Source organism: Janthinobacterium darwini, from assembly GCF_051380905.1.
Lineage (GTDB): Bacteria > Pseudomonadota > Gammaproteobacteria > Burkholderiales > Burkholderiaceae_D > Janthinobacterium.
On record NZ_JBNYXX010000001.1, the window covers coordinates 2650154 to 2667075 of the forward strand.

Here is a 16922-nt window from a genome sequence, read left to right on the forward strand (position 1 = left end):
TTTCCTTGGTGTGTCCCTACTGTGATTGTAAACTTGGCATCTATCTGCTGTAGTCCGCTTGGCGCCGGTGTTGTAAAATTGTCAGTCAGCGCCGCCTGTGGCTCCCCTATTCTTCTTCAATCGCCGCGCAAGCCGGCCAGCGCCGCCTCGAAGGCTTGCGTGCCACGGTGCGCGTCAGCCACGACGCGGCCATCGCGCAGGCTGACCAGCCGGTCCGCCAGCGCCGCTTCGCGCCGCAAGTGGGTGGCGATCAGCAAGGTACGTCCGTCGCTGCGCGCGCGCAGGCGCTGCAGGACATCGATTGCCACCTGCGCATTGAGCGCCTCGGTGGCTTCGTCCAGCAGCCACAAGGTCGATTCGTGCAGGAACAATCGCGCCAGTGCCAATCGCCGCGCCTGCCCGCCAGACAAGCCCAGGCCGCCTTCGCCCAGCAAGGTATCGAGGCCGCCCGCGAAAGCCCGCACTTCCTCGTCCAGGCCGGCAGATTGCAGCGCAGCCCACAGCTGCGCATCGCTGGCGGACGGGTCGGCCAGGCGCAGGTTATCGCGCAGGCTGTCCTGGAACAGTTCCGTTTTCTGGGTAAACAGGCAGGCGCGCGGCGCGCTCACCTTGCCCGACAACGGCGCCAGCTCGCGCGCGGCGATGGCCAGCAAGGTGGACTTGCCCGCGCCGCTGGGACCGATCAAGGCCACTCTTTCGCCATCCGCGATGTGCAGCGATACGTCATGCAAAATGGCGACATTGCTGCCCGCATGCGCGGCGCTCACATGTTCCAGGCGCAAGCCCGGCGCGCTGTCAACCGGCAGAGCGGCGATCTCTTGAGCATCGAGCCGCGGCGCCAGGCGGCGCATGGCCAGCAGCATGCGGCCCGCTTCCAGGGCGCCACGGCGCAGTCCCGCAAACGGCTCCACGGCCGTCAGGGCGATCAGCAGGGCCAGGGCTGCCAGCGGCACGTTCAGCGCCTGCTGCTGCACCAGCGCGGCCACGGCCAGCAGCACGCCGGCCAGGGTCACGCTGCCGGCCACGCCGTAAGCGGCGCCAGCTGCGGTCTCCAGGCGCTGCAGGGCGAAATCGGCTTGCGCCAGCGAGCGATCAATCTGCCCCAGCGCGGCGCACTGGGCGTCGATGCGCCCCGCCATGACCAGGTCCGTCTGGCCCGCCACCAGGTCGATGGTGCCGGAACGCAGTTTTTCGATGGCGCGCGAGCGCACGATGGCTGGGCGGCGGGCAGCGCGCGCGACCAGCCAGCTGATGCCCCCGCCGGCGGCCAGCAGCCACGCGGCCAGGCCCAGGCCCAGCTGCCACTGCATTGCGCCCAGCGCCACGCCCGCCAGCAAGGCCGCGCACAGTGCCGTGAAAGCTGGCACCAGCAGGCGCAGGTACAGCGCTTCGAGCGCATCGATATCGGCCGTCAGGCGGAACAGCAGTTTGGCCGGCTGGCGCAGCAAGCGGCTGGCCGCTTCCGGGCGCGACCAGCCACGGAACAGCTGCACGCGGATGCTGGCCAGCGCGGCGAATGTGGCGTCATGCGTGACGAGGCGCTCCGCATAGCGCGAACCCGTGCGGCCGATGGCCAGCAGGCGGATGCCGGCCGAAGGACCGAACACATCGAACAGCAAGGCCGTCGAAGCGTGCAAGCCAGCGATAGAGGTGGCCGTAATGAACCAGCCGGACAGGCCCAGCAATGCCATGCCGGCCACCGCCGTCAGGGCCGCCAGCATGGCGCCACCGATCAGTTTGCCCGGCTGGGCCAGCAGCAATTGCCGCAGGACAGGGTTCGCTACAAGTGAATTTTTCATGCGCGCGCTTCTTCCTTATGCTCCTGCACTTGCGCCTGCGCATCGACCTGCACCGTGCGCTGCAAACGGCCAGCCAGCACGGGGTCATGCGTGGCGACAATCATCGTCTTGCCCTTGGCCAATTCCAGCAAGGCATCGGTCACGCGTGCCGCCGTTTCGCTGTCCAGGTGGGCCGTCGGTTCATCGACCAGCAGCAAATCGGCGTGCGGATGCAGGGCCACGCGGGCCAGCGCCAGGCGCACGGCTTCGCCGCCGGACAAGCCCTGGCCGCCATCGCTGAGAATGACGGCCGGCTGCGCCTGCGCCACGGCGGCCAGATCGGCCAGGTGCAGCGCCTGCGTCACGTGCGCGGCATTTGCGCCAACGCGGCCCAGGGTCACGTTCTGGCTGACGGAAGCGGCAAACACGTGCGGACGCTGGCCCATCCAGGCCATGCGCTGGCGCAAGGTATTGACGGTGCTGTCATTCAGCCGGACGCCGCCGATGCGGATCTCGCCGCCGCTGACGGGCAGCAAGCCGGCCAGCAAAGACAGCAAGGTGGTCTTGCCGGCACCGCTGGCGCCCACCAGCGCCACGTGCTCGCCGGCGCGCACAGTCAGCTTGAACTGCTCGAACACGGGCGCTTCGCCAGGGTGGGCAAAGCGCAGTTGATGGATCTCGACGGCGGGAGGTGGCGCCACCGCCATGGCGGCGGCAGAAACGGCAGCAACTGCCACCCCGGCGCCAGGCAAGGGCACGCCCTCCCCCGCCAAGTCGTGCAAGCCGGCCAAGCCCGCTTCGCCGGCCGCCTTGTCGTGCCAGACGGCGGCCAGTTCGCGCAGCGGCTCGAAGAATGCGGGCGCCAGCAGCAAGATGAACAAGCCCTGCCCCAGACTCAGTTCCCGACCCCAGGTACCGAAATTGATGCTGCCCAACAAGGAGAAACCGATGAACGCCGCCACCATGGCCACGCCCAGCGCGGAAAACAATTCCAGCACGGCGGACGACAGGAAGGCGATGCGCAGCACCACCATCGTGCGCCGGCGCACGGATTGCGACGAGACATCCAGCCTTGCGGCCGTGGCGTCGACGGCATCGAGCGCGCGCAAGGTGGCCAGACCGCGCAGGCGGTCCAGCAGAAAGGCGTTCATGCTGCCCATTTCCACCATCTGCGCGCGGCTGGCCGCTTGCGCGCCCATGCCCACCAGGGCCATGAAGACGGGAATCAGGGGCGCGGCGATGAGCAGGATCAAGGCGGCAATCCATGACAGCGGCGTCACCACGGCGAGGATCACGAGGGGCACAAGCATCACCTTCCAGCGCGCGGGCTTGTAGCGCACCAGATACGGCACGATGGCTTCGGCCTGCTCGGCGATGACGCTGGCCGCCTGGCCCGACTGCGCGCGCTGGCGGTCAAGCGGCGAACGGCGCGCCAGCGCCTGCGCCACTTGCCCGCGCAGGCTGGACAGGTGCTCGCGCGCCGCAGCATACATGCGCCGCGCGCCCCACGCTTCACAGCCGGCGCGCAGTACGCCCAGCAGCAGCACGCCAGCGGCCGGCAGCAGGGCCGCGCGCCAAGGCGCACCGTCGAGCATGTCTTGCACGGCCCAGGCCAGCAAGGCCGCTTGCGGCAGCCACAGCAAGGCGGCACCACCTTGCGCCAGGCTGGCAACACGGGGAAGAATAAAGCGGGGCAAGGATAGTGGCGTGGAAGGCATCTCTAAACTTTTTGAGTTTTCAGAATTTTCTGTAAATTCGATTTTTTGTATAATACTGCGAAACATGACATAAATCAATTGACCCTGCGGGTGTGGCGTGAAAAAATTCAGATAATTATGAAAACTCAAAATATCCACATGACGCCGCTGATCCTGACCTTTGTCAGCCATTTCGGCGAGATGGGCAGCCGCTGGGGCTTTAACCGTACGGTGGGACAAGTGTACGCCTTGTTGTTTGTCTCGGAGCTTCCTTTGCACGCGGACGAAATCGCGGAACACCTGAGTTTTTCACGCTCGAACGTCAGCATCGGTTTGAAGGAATTGCAAGGTTGGGGCTTGATTCGCCAGTCGCGCATCCCCGGCGACCGGCGCGAATATTTTTCCTCGCTGGGCGATGTGTGGCAAATCTTCCGCGTGGTGGCCGCCGAACGCCGCCGCCGCGAAGTGGCGCCCACCCTGACAGTGCTGCGCGAATCGCTGCTGGCGCCGGCCACGGAACCCGTGGACCAGTATGCGCAAGAGCGCATGCGCGAAATGTATGAACTGGTCGACCTGGCCAACACCTGGTTCGACGACTTGCAGCGCCTGTCGCCGGAATCGATGGCGCAACTGATGAAAATGGGCGCCAAGGTGCAAAAGCTGCTTAATGCCAAGGACCGCCTGTTTGGCAAGAGTCCCGACGACAGCGAGAAATAAGCGCAGCGTTTACACGCCGCATACACGCGGCGCCCGACTCTTTACACCGTCTTTATGCCTCTCTCGCTATGCTGGCTGGCACCACCGCCACCCTTGCGAAGGAGCTTCCATGCATGAATCCCCATTCCAGCCACGCGCGCGCGACCTGATCCGCCAGCATTTGCCTGCGCGTGAAAGGCTGCGCCTGGCACGCCTGGCGAGCAAGAAAGTATTGTCCGTATTGTCTGCGCTGCTGTGCGCGGTGCCGCTGCTGTATTTGCTGAGCGTGGTGCTGTTTGCGCAGCCATAAGGCCGCGTGCGTATAGACAGGAAGAGAGAAGGATGCCACCGCATGGCGCAAGCCGTGGCCAGTATGAAACTGGTCCGCCCAGAGGGAATCGAACCCCCATTCACGGTTTAGAAGACCGTTGTCCTATCCGTTGAACGATGGGCGGAGAGGTGCAGTATTTTAATCCATGCGCGCTAGCAATGAAATGCCTGCGCGGAATAGAAAACGGGCTGTCATTTCTGACAGCCCGCTTATGACTTTGGTCGGAGTACAAGGATTCGAACCTTGGACCCCCTGGTCCCAAACCAGGTGCGCTACCGGGCTGCGCCACACTCCGAAGACAAGATAATAACGCCCCCACCCAATTTCGTCAATTGCCATAGACGAATTAGATGGAAATAACTATCGGTTCTTGCCTATCACGCGGCGACTTTATCGGCAATGCGGCGCGCCATGCTCTCGGCCTGCACTTTATCTTTCGCCTCGACCATCACGCGGATCAGCGGTTCGGTGCCCGAAGCGCGGATCAGCACGCGGCCTGTGTCGCCCAGTTCAGCCTCGACCAATGCTTTCTCGGCCACCATGGCGGCATTTTGTTGCCAGTCGAAACCGGGCGCCACGCGCAGGTTGATCAGGGTTTGCGGAAACAGCACCAGTTCGGCCAGGCATTGCTGCAGGCTCTGGCCGCTGCGTTTGAGCGCGGACAAGACTTGCAGCGCGGAGACGATACCGTCTCCCGTCGTGTGGCGGTCCAGGCACAGCAAATGGCCGGAGCCCTCGCCGCCCAGTATCCAGCCCTTTTCCTTCATGACTTCCAGCACATAGCGGTCGCCCACCTTGGCGCGCGCAAAGCCGATGCCCTGCTGCTTGAACAGCACTTCCAGCGCCATATTGGTCATCAACGTTCCTACGGCGCCGGCCACGGGGCCCGTCGCCAGGCGGTCCTTGACCATGATATACAACAACTCGTCACCGTTATACAGCCGCCCCGTGGCGTCGCACATGATCAGCCGGTCGGCGTCGCCATCGAGGGCGATGCCGAGATCGGCACCGTGCTCGACAACGGCTTCGGCCATGGCCTTGGTTGCCGTGGCGCCAAAGCCCGCATTGATGTTGAAGCCATCGGGCTTGTTGCCGATGGCGATGACTTCCGCGCCCAGCTCATGGAACACGTGCGGCGCGATATGGTAGGCGGCGCCATGCGCGCAATCGACGACGATCTTCAGGCCGCGCAAGTCCAGTTCGTTCGGGAAGGTGCTCTTGCAAAATTCGATGTAGCGGCCCTGGGCATCGTCCAGGCGCTTGGCGCGGCCCAGCTTGTCGGATGGCACGCAGGCCATGGGCTCGTCGAGCGCCGCTTCGATTTCCAGTTCCACGCTGTCGGGCAGCTTGGTGCCCTGGCCGGAAAAGAACTTGATACCGTTGTCGTGATACGGATTGTGCGACGCGGAAATGACCACCCCGGCAGACAGGCGCAGCGCCCGCGTCAGGTAGGCGATCGCCGGCGTCGGCATGGGGCCGGCCAGCATCACGTCCACGCCGGCCGCCGACAGGCCAGCTTCCAGCGCCGCTTCCAGCATGTAGCCGGAAATGCGCGTGTCCTTGCCGATCAGCACAGTCGGGCGCGCCTTGCCGCCCTGCGACTTGGCCAGCACCATGCCGGCCGCATAACCGAGGCGCATGACGAAATCGGGGGTGATCGGGGCCGTGCCCACCAGGCCGCGAATACCATCGGTGCCAAAATATTTACGCGTCATATATTTCTCTTTTTGTTGTTTATAATGAATCTTACAGCTTCAGTGCGCCATGCGCCAGACCTTCAGCGCATCGACGGTTTCAGCAACATCATGCACGCGGATAATTTCCGCACCTTGCGCTACCGCAGCAAGCGCACCGGCAACGCTGCCCGCCAGGCGCTGCTCGACGGGACGCCCCGTCACGGCGCCTATCATCGATTTGCGCGACAGGCCGGCCAGCACGGGCAGGTCCAGCTCGCTTCGCAACTGGCGCGTGGCGCGCAGCAAGGCATAGTTCTGCTCCACCGTCTTGCCGAAGCCAAAGCCGGGATCGACGCACAGGCGCTCGCGGTCTATGCCGGCGGCCGTCATCGTCGCTATGCGCTCGCGCAGGAAGTCGATGACTTCACGCACCACATCCTCATATTGGGGCTGGGCTTGCATGGTTACTGGCACGTTTTGCATGTGCATGATGCACAGCGCGCAATCGCTATCCTGCACGGCCGCTATGGCGCCCGGCGCGCGGAAACCGTTGATGTCGTTGATCATGTCGGCACCCGCCAGAATGGCTTCGCGCATCACTTCGGGTTTATATGTGTCGACGGACAAGGGCTTGCCGCAGTCGCGCAAGGCGTACAGCACCGGCATGACGCGCTGCAGCTCGTCCTGCAGCGGCAGCGGCAGCGCGCCGGGACGGCTCGATTCGCCGCCAATATCGATGATGTCGACGCCGTCGACTATCATCTGCTCCGCGCGCGAGAGGGCAAATTCCAGGTGTTGGTACTGGCCGGCATCGGAAAAAGAATCGGGCGTGATATTCAGGATACCCATCACCAGCGCCTGAGTACCCTGCAGGTTGAAACCGAAACGGCCGAATTGCAAATAGTGTCGCATGTGAATCTTTGTAGTCGTCGGGAAAAAACTGCTGCGGCAACGAAAAAGGGCAAGGATTGCTCCTTACCCTTTTATTTCACGCACCGATCAAGCAGTGGTCGCTATCAGGCTGGCGCCGTCACGTTAGGCGAAATGCCGCCTGTGCCGCTATCACCGCCCGCATTGCGGCGTGGTGGAATGACTTTCGGTGGACGCGGCTCCAGGCCGGCCATGATGTCATTGATTTGCTCTGCATCAATGGTTTCCCATTCCAGCAAGGCCTTGGTCATCATTTCGACCTTGTCGCGATTGCTTTCCAGCAAGGTACGCGCCAAAGCATATTGCTTGTCGAGAATGTTGCGGATTTCAGCATCGACCTTTTGCTGGGTCGCTTCCGAAATCGTTTTGGTGGCACCACCGAAGAAACCTTCGTTTTCGCTGTCTTCGTAGACCATCACGCCCATGCTGTCGGACATGCCGAAACGGGTCACCATGGAACGGGCCAGCTTGGTGGCGCGTGAGAAGTCGTTCGACGCGCCGGTGGACATTTGTCCCACGAAAATCTCTTCGGCGATACGGCCACCGAACAGGATGGAAATTTCTTCCAGCATCTTGTCCTTGTAGGCGGACAAGTTGTCGTGTTCCGGCAACTGCCAGGTCAGGCCCAGGGCCCAGCCGCGCGGCATGATCGTCACTTTATGCACGGGATCGGCTTTCGGCAGCAGCTTGGCGACGACGGCGTGACCGGACTCATGGTAAGCCGTATTGCGACGCTCTTCCTCGCGGATGATCATCGATTTACGCTCAGGACCCATGTAGATCTTGTCTTTTGCATCTTCGAAGTCAGCCATTTCCACCAGGCGCTTGCTGCGGCGGGCGGCAAACAGGGCTGCCTCGTTGACCAGGTTGGCCAGGTCGGCGCCCGAGAAACCGGGGGTGCCGCGGGCCAGAATATCGGCTTTCACGTCAGTACTGATAGGCACTTTACGCATGTGCACGTTCAAGATCTGCTCGCGGCCGCGGATATCGGGCAAGCCGACCGAGACCTGGCGGTCGAAACGGCCCGGACGCAGCAAGGCTTTGTCGAGCACGTCGGCACGGTTGGTGGCGGCCACGACGATCACGCCGGAGTTCGCTTCAAAACCGTCCATCTCGACCAGCAACTGGTTCAAGGTCTGTTCACGCTCGTCATTGCCGCCGCCCATGCCGGCACCGCGGTGACGACCGACAGCGTCGATCTCATCGATGAAGATGATGCATGGCGAATGCTTTTTCGCGTTTTCGAACATGTCGCGGACACGGCTAGCACCCACGCCGACGAACATTTCCACGAAGTCAGAACCGGAAATCGAGAAGAACGGTACCTTGGCTTCGCCGGCGATGGCGCGCGCCAGCAGGGTTTTACCCGTGCCCGGAGGACCGACCATCAGCACGCCGCGGGGAATGCGGCCGCCCAGTTTCTGGAATTTGCTCGGATCCTTGAGGAAGTCGACCACTTCATTGACTTCTTCTTTCGCTTCGTCGCAACCGGCGACATCGGCGAAGGTGACGGTGTTGCTGGCTTCATCCATCATGCGCGCCTTCGACTTGCCGAACGAGAATGCCCCGCCCTTGCCGCCGCCTTGCATCTGACGCATGAAGAACACCCAGACGCCGATCAACAGCAGCATGGGGAACCAGGATACAAAAATAGTTTGCAGGAACGACGCTTCCTCAGGCGGACGCACATCGAAATGCACGCCATTGTCGCGCAGGTCGCCGATCAGGCCCTTGTCGAGGCTGGTGGCGGTGGTACGCACCTTGGTGTCGTCCATCAGCTTGGCGGTGATCGACGAACCTTCGATCACGACATCCTTGACGCGCTTGGCTTTGACTTCATCCAGCAAATCGGAATAAGCGATGGCCTTGCTGCCGCCTGTGGCGCCATGACTGTCGAATTGCTTGAACAGCATGAACAACAGCAGCAATACGACTACCCAGATGGCAGATTTGGAAAACATGTTATTCACGAAGACTCCTTGGATGCAGTGCGCATCTCTTTACCAATAGCTAGAAACACGATTTTACTCGCAATAAGCGGGCCGTGCCAAAGCCCGCCGATCCGTGCGCGCGAAAAAACCGCGTTCACGCAAAAAAAATGCAGTATAAACAATTTAGGCTTTTATGCCATCAGACGCTACTGCACTTCTCGTTCCCATGTGCGGATTCCCTCTTAAATATCAAGGGCGGAATCATCTTCTTGCACGGCATTTTTCAGGGGATTCTTGATTCCACGGCCCATCAGGAAGATTTCCGACGATTTATCGCGGCTAGCCTTGGGCTTTTTCTGCACCACGACCTTGAATTCAGCGCGGAATTTTTCCACGATCTGGCTGAAACCCATGTCTTTGAAGCATTTCACCAGCAAGACGCCCGATGGTTTCAAATGCAATTGCGAAAATTCGATGGCCAGGTCGATCAGGTGTTCCATGCGCGCGGCGTCCGCCGTGGCGATGCCCGACAGGTTCGGCGCCATGTCCGAGAGGACCACGTCAACCTTGCGCCCTTGCAACACCACTTCCAGTTGGCGCAGCACGCGCGCCTCGCGGAAGTCGCCCTGAATGAAGTGGAAGTCGGCGATCGGCTCCATTTCCAGCATGTCCAGGCCAATCAGGGTACCATTGACCCCGCCGCCGTCCTTGCCAGCCAGCTTGCGCCGCGTGTACTGGGCCCAGCTGCCTGGAGTACAACCAAGGTCGACAATCACCTGGCCAGGTTTGATCAGTTTTTCGTCTTCATCGATTTCTTTGAGCTTGTATGCTGCCCGGGCGCGGTAGCCCTCTTTTTGCGCCAACTTCACATAAGGATCATTTATGTGGTCGTGCAACCAGTTTTTGTTTAATTTCTTCTTTGCCATTCGCGTAGAATACTGCTTTTAAGGGAATTACTAAATATTATTATGCTAAAACTTACACCCGTAGAGCGCAGCGCACTGCGCGCCGAAGCACACGCGCTGAAGCCTATCGTCATCATTGGCGAAGCGGGCTTGACACCTGCTGTCCTCAAAGAGATCGACCTTGGCCTGGATTCGCACGGTCTGATTAAAGTCCGCGTGTTCGGCGACGACCGCGAAGCCCGCGTCGGAATGTACGATACGATTTGCGGCAATCTCGGCGCCGCCCCGGTACAACATATTGGCAAACTGCTGGTAATCTACCGTCCGAAAAAAGAAGTGGTTAAGGAGAAGGTCAGCGCCGGCAAAGGCATGCGCGAAGTGACCATCGTCAAGGCCAGCGCCAGCGGCACCAAGCGCCCCAGCGTGACGAAAGTCATGATCAAGGGCAATGAGCGCGTTACCGAAGGCGGTTCCATCAAGCGTGCCAAGCCACGTCAGAAAAGCGCCAAGAAAAGCGCACTGGGCAGCAAGTAAGCCTGTTCACCCGGCAACCGCAAGGCTGCCGGGCTTGAAACAAGAAGCGGAGCACGGGATATCCCCTGCTCCGCTTTTTTATTGCCGCTGCGGCGTCGGATGACGCGTGGCCTACGGCCTCGCTAGTCCGACCTACGTATTGTCATGTAGGTCGGATTAGCGCGCAGCGCGTAATCCGACAAGCACGGCAGCGATTACTGCTGTTTCCAGATCAGCACGCCCGCCAGCAAGCTTTGCACGGCAAAGATCAGGGTCGACACGCCATGCAGCATGCCGAAGCGGCTGCGCATGGCTTCGTCCATGATGCCAGACGGGGCTTGCGCCTTGAGTTCAGCCATCAGGGGCGAGATGCCGAAATGGCTGAGCAGCGCGCACACCAGCATGGACAGCACCAGCGCGGCCAGCAGGCGCCGGCGTTTCAGCTCCAGCGCGCCCGCGCCCCATTGCAGCAAGGCCAGAAACACCAAGGCACAGGCGATGGACAGCCAGGCCTCGGCGCGGAACATGCTGCCGGCGATATTGCCAGCCAGCACGCGGTCGCTCAAGGTGCCAAACAGGGTCGGCGCCACGATGAAGCCGATGGTCCACAGGCTGCCCGCCCACAGGGTGGCAACGAGGAGGCGCACGCGGTTCAGCATCAAATGTACAGTACTTCCAGGATTTCGTATTCGCGCGGGCCGGACGGCGCCTGCACTTCCACCACGTCGCCGGCGTATTTGCCGATCAGCGCGCGGGCGATCGGGGACGTCACGGACACTTTGTTCTTTTTCAGGTCGGCTTCATCGAGGCCCACGATCTGGTAAGTGACTTTCTGACCCGATTCCAGGTCTTCCAGGTTCACGGTGGAGGCAAACACCACGCGGCCCTCCGCGTCGAGCGCGGTCGGGTCGATGATTTGCGCTGCGCCCAGCTTGCCTTCGAGCTCGGCGATACGGCCTTCGACGAAGGCCTGACGTTCCTTGGCGGCATCGTACTCGGCGTTTTCCGACAAATCTCCGTGCGAGCGCGCTTCGGCGATCGCATCGATGACGATGCGGCGTTCCTTGGTCTTCAAATGATGCAGCTCTTCCTTCAGAAGTTCTGCGCCGTATTTGGTCAATGGGACTGAGGTCATGTTATCTCTACTATCTGCTAGTTATCGGCGCCGTTGCAGCGTTTTGTCGCGCTTAACGGACTTACCAAGTGAAAACCACAGAGGCCGCGCGCTGCTCTGCACGGAACTCTGTGGTTGATAAGTATGCAGTGTACCGCCTAACGGCGGCCACTGCAAATGACACGCGGACTATTCAGCTTGCTGCAGGGTCTTGTGCAGGCCTTGCAAATCGTACACACGCAACTCATCGAGGTGACGGATGCCTTCGACGGCCGCTTCCGCACCGGCGATGGTCGTGTAGGTCGTTACGCGCGAGGCCAGGGCCGAGGTGCGGATGGCCCGCGAATCGACGATGGCGCTGCGCTTTTCTTCCACGGTGTTGATCACCAGCACGATTTCATGGTTCTTGATCATGTCGACGATGTGCGGACGACCTTCGATCACCTTGTTCACTGGCGTGACGGCGATGCCGGCAGCAGCGATCACGGCGGCGGTACCCTTGGTGGCGACCACGGTGAAACCGGACTCGACCAGATCGCGCGCCACTTGCACGGCGCGCGGCTTGTCTGATGCTTTCACGCTGATGAAGACCTTGCCCGATTTTGGCAGGTTCACGCCGGCGCCCAGTTGCGATTTCACGAACGCTTCGCCGAACGTCAGGCCCACGCCCATGACTTCGCCCGTCGATTTCATTTCAGGGCCCAGGATGGTGTCCACGCCAGGGAACTTGACGAACGGGAACACGGCTTCCTTGACACTGAAGTATGGCGGCACGACTTCCTGCGTGATGCCTTGCGAAGCCAGCGACTGACCGACCATGCAGCGGGCGGCGATCTTCGCCAGCTGCAAACCGGTGGCTTTCGACACGAAAGGCACGGTACGCGAAGCGCGTGGATTGACTTCCAGCACGAAGACGACGTCTTTCATTTCGCCATCGATCTCTTGTTTCTGGATCGCAAATTGCACGTTCATCAGGCCGACCACGTTCAAGCCCTTGGCCATCAGCGCCGTCTGGCGTTTCAGCTCATCAATGGTTTCTTGCGACAGCGAGTACGGTGGCAAGGAGCAAGCCGAGTCGCCCGAGTGCACGCCAGCCTGTTCGATGTGTTCCATCACGCCGCCGATGAAGGTGGTTTCGCCGTCGGAGATGCAATCGACGTCGCACTCGATGGCGTCGTTCAGGAAGCGGTCCAGCAACACGGGCGAATCGTGCGATACCTTGACGGCTTCGCGCATGTAGCGCTCGAGGTCGCGTTGCTCATGGACGATTTCCATGGCGCGGCCGCCCAGCACGTACGATGGACGCACGACCAGCGGGTAGCCGATTTCCTGCGCCAGCGCCAGAGCGTCGGCTTCCGTGCGCGCGGTGCGGTTAGGCGGCTGGCGCAGTTCCAGCTTGTGCAGCATTTGCTGGAAACGCTCGCGGTCTTCGGCCGCATCGATCATGTCGGGCGAAGTGCCGATGATAGGCACGCCATTCGCTTCCAGATCCAGCGCCAGTTTCAATGGCGTCTGGCCGCCGTACTGCACGATCACGCCCACCGGTTTTTCGATGGCGACGATTTCCAGCACGTCTTCCAGGGTCAGGGACTCGAAGTACAGACGGTCCGAGGTATCGTAGTCGGTCGAAACCGTTTCTGGGTTGCAATTGACCATGATGGTTTCATAGCCGTCTTCGCGCATGGCGAGGGCAGCGTGGACGCAGCAATAGTCAAACTCGATACCCTGGCCGATACGGTTCGGGCCACCGCCCAGCACCATGATCTTTTTCTTGTCGGTCGGATTCGATTCGCACTCTTCGTCGTACGTGGAATACATGTACGCCGTGTCGGTCGAAAATTCCGCCGCGCAGGTGTCAACGCGCTTGTAGACGGGACGGATACCCAACTCGTGACGCTTGGCGCGGATGGCAGTGTCCGATGTCTGCAGCAGGAAGCCCAGGCGACGGTCCGAGAAGCCCTTCTGTTTCAACTTGTACAAGGTGTTCTTGTCCAGGTTGTCCAGCTTCTGCGTGTCCAGCCACAGTTCCAGGTCGACGATTTCCTTGATCTGTATCAGGAACCATGGGTCGATCTTGGTCAGGTTGTGCACTTCTTCCAAGGTGAAACCCTGGGCAAACGCATCGCCCACATACCAGATGCGCTCAGGACCGGGCTCGCCCAGTTCTTCTTCGATCTTTTCGCGGTCCTTGGTCTTTTCATTCATGCCGTCCACGCCCACTTCCAGGCCGCGCAAGGCTTTCTGGAACGATTCCTGGAAGGTACGGCCTATGGCCATCACTTCGCCGACGGATTTCATCTGCGTCGTCAGGTGGTGGTCGGCGGTCGGGAATTTCTCGAACGTGAAACGGGGGATCTTCGTGACGACGTAATCGATCGACGGCTCGAACGAGGCCGGCGTGGCGCCGCCCGTGATTTCATTGCGCAGCTCGTCCAGGGTGAAACCGACGGCCAGCTTGGCGGCGATTTTCGCGATCGGGAAACCCGTCGCTTTCGATGCCAGGGCCGACGAACGCGATACGCGCGGGTTCATCTCGATGACGATCATGCGGCCATCGACAGGGTTGATCGAGAATTGCACGTTCGAGCCACCCGTGTCGACGCCGATCTCGCGCAGCACTGCCAGAGAGGCATTGCGCATGATCTGGTATTCCTTGTCCGTCAGGGTTTGCGCAGGAGCCACCGTGATGGAGTCGCCCGTGTGCACGCCCATCGGATCAAGGTTTTCGATCGAGCAAATGATGATGCAGTTGTCCGCCTTGTCGCGCACCACTTCCATCTCGTACTCTTTCCAGCCCAGCAACGATTCTTCGATCAGCAGCTCTTTCGTCGGAGAGGCTTCCAGGCCGCGCTTGCAGATGGTTTCGAATTCTTCTTCGTTATAGGCGATGCCGCCGCCGGAACCGCCCATGGTGAACGATGGACGGATGATGGTCGGGAAGCCCAGCGTGCGCTGCACGGCCCACGATTCTTCCATCGAGTGCGCCACGCCGGAACGGGCCGAGCCGAGGCCGATCTTGGTCATCGCGTCCTTGAACTTGGAACGGTCTTCGGCCTTGTCGATGGCTTCCGGCGACGCGCCGATCAGCTCGACGTTGTATTTTGCCAGCACGCCATTGTTGAACAGGTCCAGCGCGCAATTGAGCGCCGTCTGGCCGCCCATCGTCGGCAGGATGGCGTCAGGACGCTCCTTGGCGATGATGCGCTCAACGACCGACCAGGTGATCGGTTCGATATAGGTCACGTCGGCCATTTCCGGGTCCGTCATGATGGTCGCAGGATTGCTGTTGACCAGGATGACTTTATAGCCCTCTTCGCGCAGGGCCTTGCACGCTTGCGCGCCGGAATAATCGAATTCGCAGGCCTGGCCGATCACGATCGGGCCAGCGCCAATAATCAGAATACTTTTAATATCTAAACGTTTAGGCATTTTTCTTTTTCTCCTCCGCAGCCATCAAGTTGATGAAGCGGTCAAACAGGTAAGCAACATCCATCGGGCCCGGCGACGCTTCAGGGTGGCCCTGGAAGCAGAAGGCCGGCTTGTCCGTGCGGGCAAAGCCCTGCAGGGAGCCGTCGAACAGCGATTCATGGGTCACGCGGCAATTTGCGGGCAAGGTTGCCGCATCGACTGCGAAACCGTGGTTTTGCGAGGTAATCAAGACTTGCTTGGTTTCCAGGTCTTGTACCGGGTGGTTGGCGCCGTGGTGGCCGAACTTCATCTTCAGCGTTTTCGCGCCGGAAGCGATCGCCATGATCTGGTGGCCGAGGCAGATGCCGAAGGTCGGGATACCCTTCTCGATCAATTCCTTGGTCGCCGCAATGGCGTAATCGCACGGTTCCGGGTCGCCGGGGCCGTTCGACAGGAAGATGCCGTCCGGGTTCAAAGCCAGGGCGTCGGCAGCGCTCGCCTGCGCCGGCAGCACGGTGACTTTGCAGCCGCGTGCCGTCAGCATGCGCAAGATGTTGCGCTTGACGCCGTAGTCGAAGGCGACCACGTGGTATTTCGCGTCGGCGTCCGCCAGCTGGCCGTAGCCTGCACCCAGGGCCCATTCCGTTTCGCGGTATTCATAGGCAGTCTTGCTTGATACCACCTTGGCCAGGTCCATGCCGGCCAGGCCAGGGAAGGAACGGGCCAGTTCCAGCGCTTGCGCGGCGGATGGCTCGTTGCCTTGCGTACCGACCAGGATAGCGCCGCCCTGCGCACCTTTTTCACGCAGGATGCGCGTGAGCTTGCGTGTATCGATGCCGGCGATGGCGACGATATTTTCAGCTTTCAGGTAATCGGACAGGGAGAGGGTGGAACGGAAATTGGATGCCAGCAATGGCAGATCGCGGATGATGAGGCCAGCGGCGTGTACCTTGGAAGACTCGACATCTTCCGGATTCACGCCCGTATTGCCGATATGCGGATAGGTCAGGGTGACCATCTGGCGGCAATAGCTTGGGTCGGTAAGGATTTCCTGATACCCGGTCATGGAGGTGTTGAAAACAACCTCGCCCGTGGTATGACCGGCGGCACCGATCGAAAAACCTTTAAAGATCGTTCCATCAGCAAGCGCTAATATGGCTGGAACGGCAGGGCCAGAAAAAAATGGCGGCAAGGGCAACTCCTGATAAAGTTACCGTAGCTGCGCCACGTCAGACCGACCGCCTAGATACCCGAGCCAGATGCACTCAGGGTGTTTCAACGGTCATTTTGAATGAGGGGATGGGTAGTCGCTACGGTATATGTGTGATTGGCTAAACCTTTGAATTATAACCAAAAGGAAGCTTTTCCACAAGGAAGAAAATGTGGAATGGCCGGCATTTTTTTGCACAGCAGCATAAACCCACCGCCCCATGAAAAAAGCCGCCCGGCTTGCGCGGGGCGGCTTGCAAGGCCATGGCCCTTATTAATTACACTAACGCAGCAATACCGGCTTTCGCGATTTGCGCGTCTTCCGCCGACTTGACGCCCGAGACGCCAACGGCGCCCACGTAGTGACCATCAAACACGATGGGCACGCCGCCTTCGAGCAAGCCGTCGATTTCCGGCGCGCTCAGGAATGATACTCGGCCGCCATTGATCATCTCTTCATAGATGCGCGACTCGCGGCGGCCCAGTGCCGCCGTCTTGGCTTTCGATGGAGCAATGTGCGACGAGATCGGCGCCACGCCATCCATGCGCTGCAGCCACAGCAGGTGGCCGCCGTCATCGACGATGGCGATCGTGACCGCCCAGTTATTCTTGACCGCTTCCGCTTCGGCGGCGGCAGCGATTTTCTTTACGTCGTCCAGGGTCAAAATCGGTTTCGATTGCATGGTGCATCCTTGTTATGTTGAATCAAAATTGTATACGAAATGCGCAGCAGC

14 protein-coding genes and 2 tRNA genes are annotated in these 16922 nt (G+C 60.7%); 3 read left to right on the top strand and 13 right to left on the bottom strand.

The window, feature by feature from the left end:
- Positions 1–116: 116 nt before the first annotated feature.
- Positions 117–1799, bottom strand: a complete 1683-nt coding sequence (locus ACQ4WZ_RS12165; protein ID WP_436573519.1) for an amino acid ABC transporter ATP-binding/permease protein — start codon at positions 1797–1799, stop codon at positions 117–119.
- Entirely contained in the window at positions 1796–3496 is a 1701-nt protein-coding gene (gene cydD, locus ACQ4WZ_RS12170) for a thiol reductant ABC exporter subunit CydD (protein WP_436573520.1), read from the bottom strand. Before cydD ends, ACQ4WZ_RS12165 begins: the two co-directional genes overlap by 4 nt.
- A gap of 117 nt (positions 3497–3613) precedes the next feature.
- On the opposite strand from cydD, the gene ACQ4WZ_RS12175 reads away from it, so the two are divergent.
- Both ACQ4WZ_RS12175 and ACQ4WZ_RS12180 read left to right on the top strand, forming a co-directional pair.
- Complete coding sequence (locus tag ACQ4WZ_RS12175) at positions 3614–4192, top strand: GbsR/MarR family transcriptional regulator (protein ID WP_243858160.1); 579 nt, start codon at positions 3614–3616, stop codon at positions 4190–4192.
- A 109-nt stretch (positions 4193–4301) separates the two neighbouring features.
- A complete protein-coding gene (locus ACQ4WZ_RS12180; RefSeq protein ID WP_133992310.1) occupies positions 4302–4481 on the top strand; it encodes a hypothetical protein in 180 nt (59 codons plus the stop codon).
- A 70-nt stretch (positions 4482–4551) separates the two neighbouring features.
- On the opposite strand, the gene ACQ4WZ_RS12185 is transcribed toward ACQ4WZ_RS12180, so the two are convergent.
- The 6 genes from ACQ4WZ_RS12185 to ACQ4WZ_RS12210 all read right to left on the bottom strand — a co-directional run bounded on the left by ACQ4WZ_RS12185 (position 4552) and on the right by ACQ4WZ_RS12210 (position 9965).
- Positions 4552–4626: transfer RNA gene (locus ACQ4WZ_RS12185), tRNA-Arg, on the bottom strand.
- 94 nt (positions 4627–4720) lie between these two features.
- Positions 4721–4797, bottom strand: a tRNA-Pro gene (locus tag ACQ4WZ_RS12190).
- 82 nt (positions 4798–4879) lie between these two features.
- Positions 4880–6217, bottom strand: a complete 1338-nt coding sequence (gene glmM / locus ACQ4WZ_RS12195; RefSeq protein WP_133992312.1) for a phosphoglucosamine mutase — start codon at positions 6215–6217, stop codon at positions 4880–4882.
- Between the two features lie 39 nt (positions 6218–6256).
- Entirely contained in the window at positions 6257–7090 is an 834-nt protein-coding gene (gene folP / locus ACQ4WZ_RS12200; protein WP_133992314.1) for a dihydropteroate synthase, read from the bottom strand.
- A 104-nt stretch (positions 7091–7194) separates the two neighbouring features.
- Positions 7195–9078 carry an ATP-dependent zinc metalloprotease FtsH gene (gene ftsH, locus ACQ4WZ_RS12205; protein ID WP_071077941.1) on the bottom strand — a complete coding sequence of 628 codons (1884 nt, stop codon included), beginning with the start codon at positions 9076–9078 and terminating at the stop codon, positions 7195–7197.
- Between the two features lie 203 nt (positions 9079–9281).
- Entirely contained in the window at positions 9282–9965 is a 684-nt protein-coding gene (locus ACQ4WZ_RS12210; RefSeq protein WP_101480721.1) for an RlmE family RNA methyltransferase, read from the bottom strand.
- A gap of 42 nt (positions 9966–10007) precedes the next feature.
- Between ACQ4WZ_RS12210 and ACQ4WZ_RS12215 the strand changes: the two genes are divergently transcribed.
- Positions 10008–10478 (top strand): YhbY family RNA-binding protein, encoded by a 471-nt coding sequence (locus tag ACQ4WZ_RS12215; RefSeq protein ID WP_010397237.1) that lies wholly within the window; start codon positions 10008–10010, stop codon positions 10476–10478.
- A gap of 194 nt (positions 10479–10672) precedes the next feature.
- Here ACQ4WZ_RS12215 and ACQ4WZ_RS12220 read toward each other — a convergent pair whose 3' ends face one another.
- The 5 genes from ACQ4WZ_RS12220 to ACQ4WZ_RS12240 all read right to left on the bottom strand — a co-directional run bounded on the left by ACQ4WZ_RS12220 (position 10673) and on the right by ACQ4WZ_RS12240 (position 16871).
- Complete coding sequence (locus ACQ4WZ_RS12220) at positions 10673–11116, bottom strand: DUF4149 domain-containing protein (RefSeq protein WP_436573885.1); 444 nt, start codon at positions 11114–11116, stop codon at positions 10673–10675.
- On the bottom strand, positions 11116–11592 hold the full coding sequence (greA, locus tag ACQ4WZ_RS12225; RefSeq protein WP_010397233.1) for a transcription elongation factor GreA: 477 nt from the start codon (positions 11590–11592) through the stop codon (positions 11116–11118). The genes ACQ4WZ_RS12220 and greA overlap by 1 nt, the downstream gene beginning before the upstream one ends.
- A gap of 168 nt (positions 11593–11760) precedes the next feature.
- Positions 11761–15000 (bottom strand): carbamoyl-phosphate synthase large subunit, encoded by a 3240-nt coding sequence (gene carB, locus ACQ4WZ_RS12230; RefSeq protein ID WP_101480719.1) that lies wholly within the window; start codon positions 14998–15000, stop codon positions 11761–11763.
- Positions 14993–16171, bottom strand: a complete 1179-nt coding sequence (carA, locus tag ACQ4WZ_RS12235; RefSeq protein WP_436573521.1) for a glutamine-hydrolyzing carbamoyl-phosphate synthase small subunit — start codon at positions 16169–16171, stop codon at positions 14993–14995. The genes carB and carA overlap by 8 nt, the downstream gene beginning before the upstream one ends.
- Positions 16172–16466: 295 nt before the next feature.
- A complete protein-coding gene (locus ACQ4WZ_RS12240; protein WP_034757420.1) occupies positions 16467–16871 on the bottom strand; it encodes a GlcG/HbpS family heme-binding protein in 405 nt (134 codons plus the stop codon).
- Positions 16872–16922 lie beyond the last annotated feature (51 nt).

Excerpts from the sequence above, each read along its gene's own strand:
- ACQ4WZ_RS12165 (WP_436573519.1), bottom strand. The coding sequence starts at position 1,799 with ATGAAAAATTCACTTGTAGCGAACCCTGTCCTGCGGCAATTGCTGCTG.
- cydD (WP_436573520.1), bottom strand. The coding sequence starts at position 3,496 with ATGCCTTCCACGCCACTATCCTTGCCCCGCTTTATTCTTCCCCGTGTT.
- ACQ4WZ_RS12175 (WP_243858160.1), top strand. The coding sequence starts at position 3,614 with ATGAAAACTCAAAATATCCACATGACGCCGCTGATCCTGACCTTTGTC.
- ACQ4WZ_RS12180 (WP_133992310.1), top strand. The coding sequence starts at position 4,302 with ATGCATGAATCCCCATTCCAGCCACGCGCGCGCGACCTGATCCGCCAG.
- glmM (WP_133992312.1), bottom strand. The coding sequence starts at position 6,217 with ATGACGCGTAAATATTTTGGCACCGATGGTATTCGCGGCCTGGTGGGC.
- folP (WP_133992314.1), bottom strand. The coding sequence starts at position 7,090 with ATGCGACACTATTTGCAATTCGGCCGTTTCGGTTTCAACCTGCAGGGT.
- ACQ4WZ_RS12210 (WP_101480721.1), bottom strand. The coding sequence starts at position 9,965 with ATGGCAAAGAAGAAATTAAACAAAAACTGGTTGCACGACCACATAAAT.
- ACQ4WZ_RS12215 (WP_010397237.1), top strand. The coding sequence starts at position 10,008 with ATGCTAAAACTTACACCCGTAGAGCGCAGCGCACTGCGCGCCGAAGCA.
- ACQ4WZ_RS12220 (WP_436573885.1), bottom strand. The coding sequence starts at position 11,116 with ATGCTGAACCGCGTGCGCCTCCTCGTTGCCACCCTGTGGGCGGGCAGC.
- greA (WP_010397233.1), bottom strand. The coding sequence starts at position 11,592 with ATGACCTCAGTCCCATTGACCAAATACGGCGCAGAACTTCTGAAGGAA.
- carB (WP_101480719.1), bottom strand. The coding sequence starts at position 15,000 with ATGCCTAAACGTTTAGATATTAAAAGTATTCTGATTATTGGCGCTGGC.
- ACQ4WZ_RS12240 (WP_034757420.1), bottom strand. The coding sequence starts at position 16,871 with ATGCAATCGAAACCGATTTTGACCCTGGACGACGTAAAGAAAATCGCT.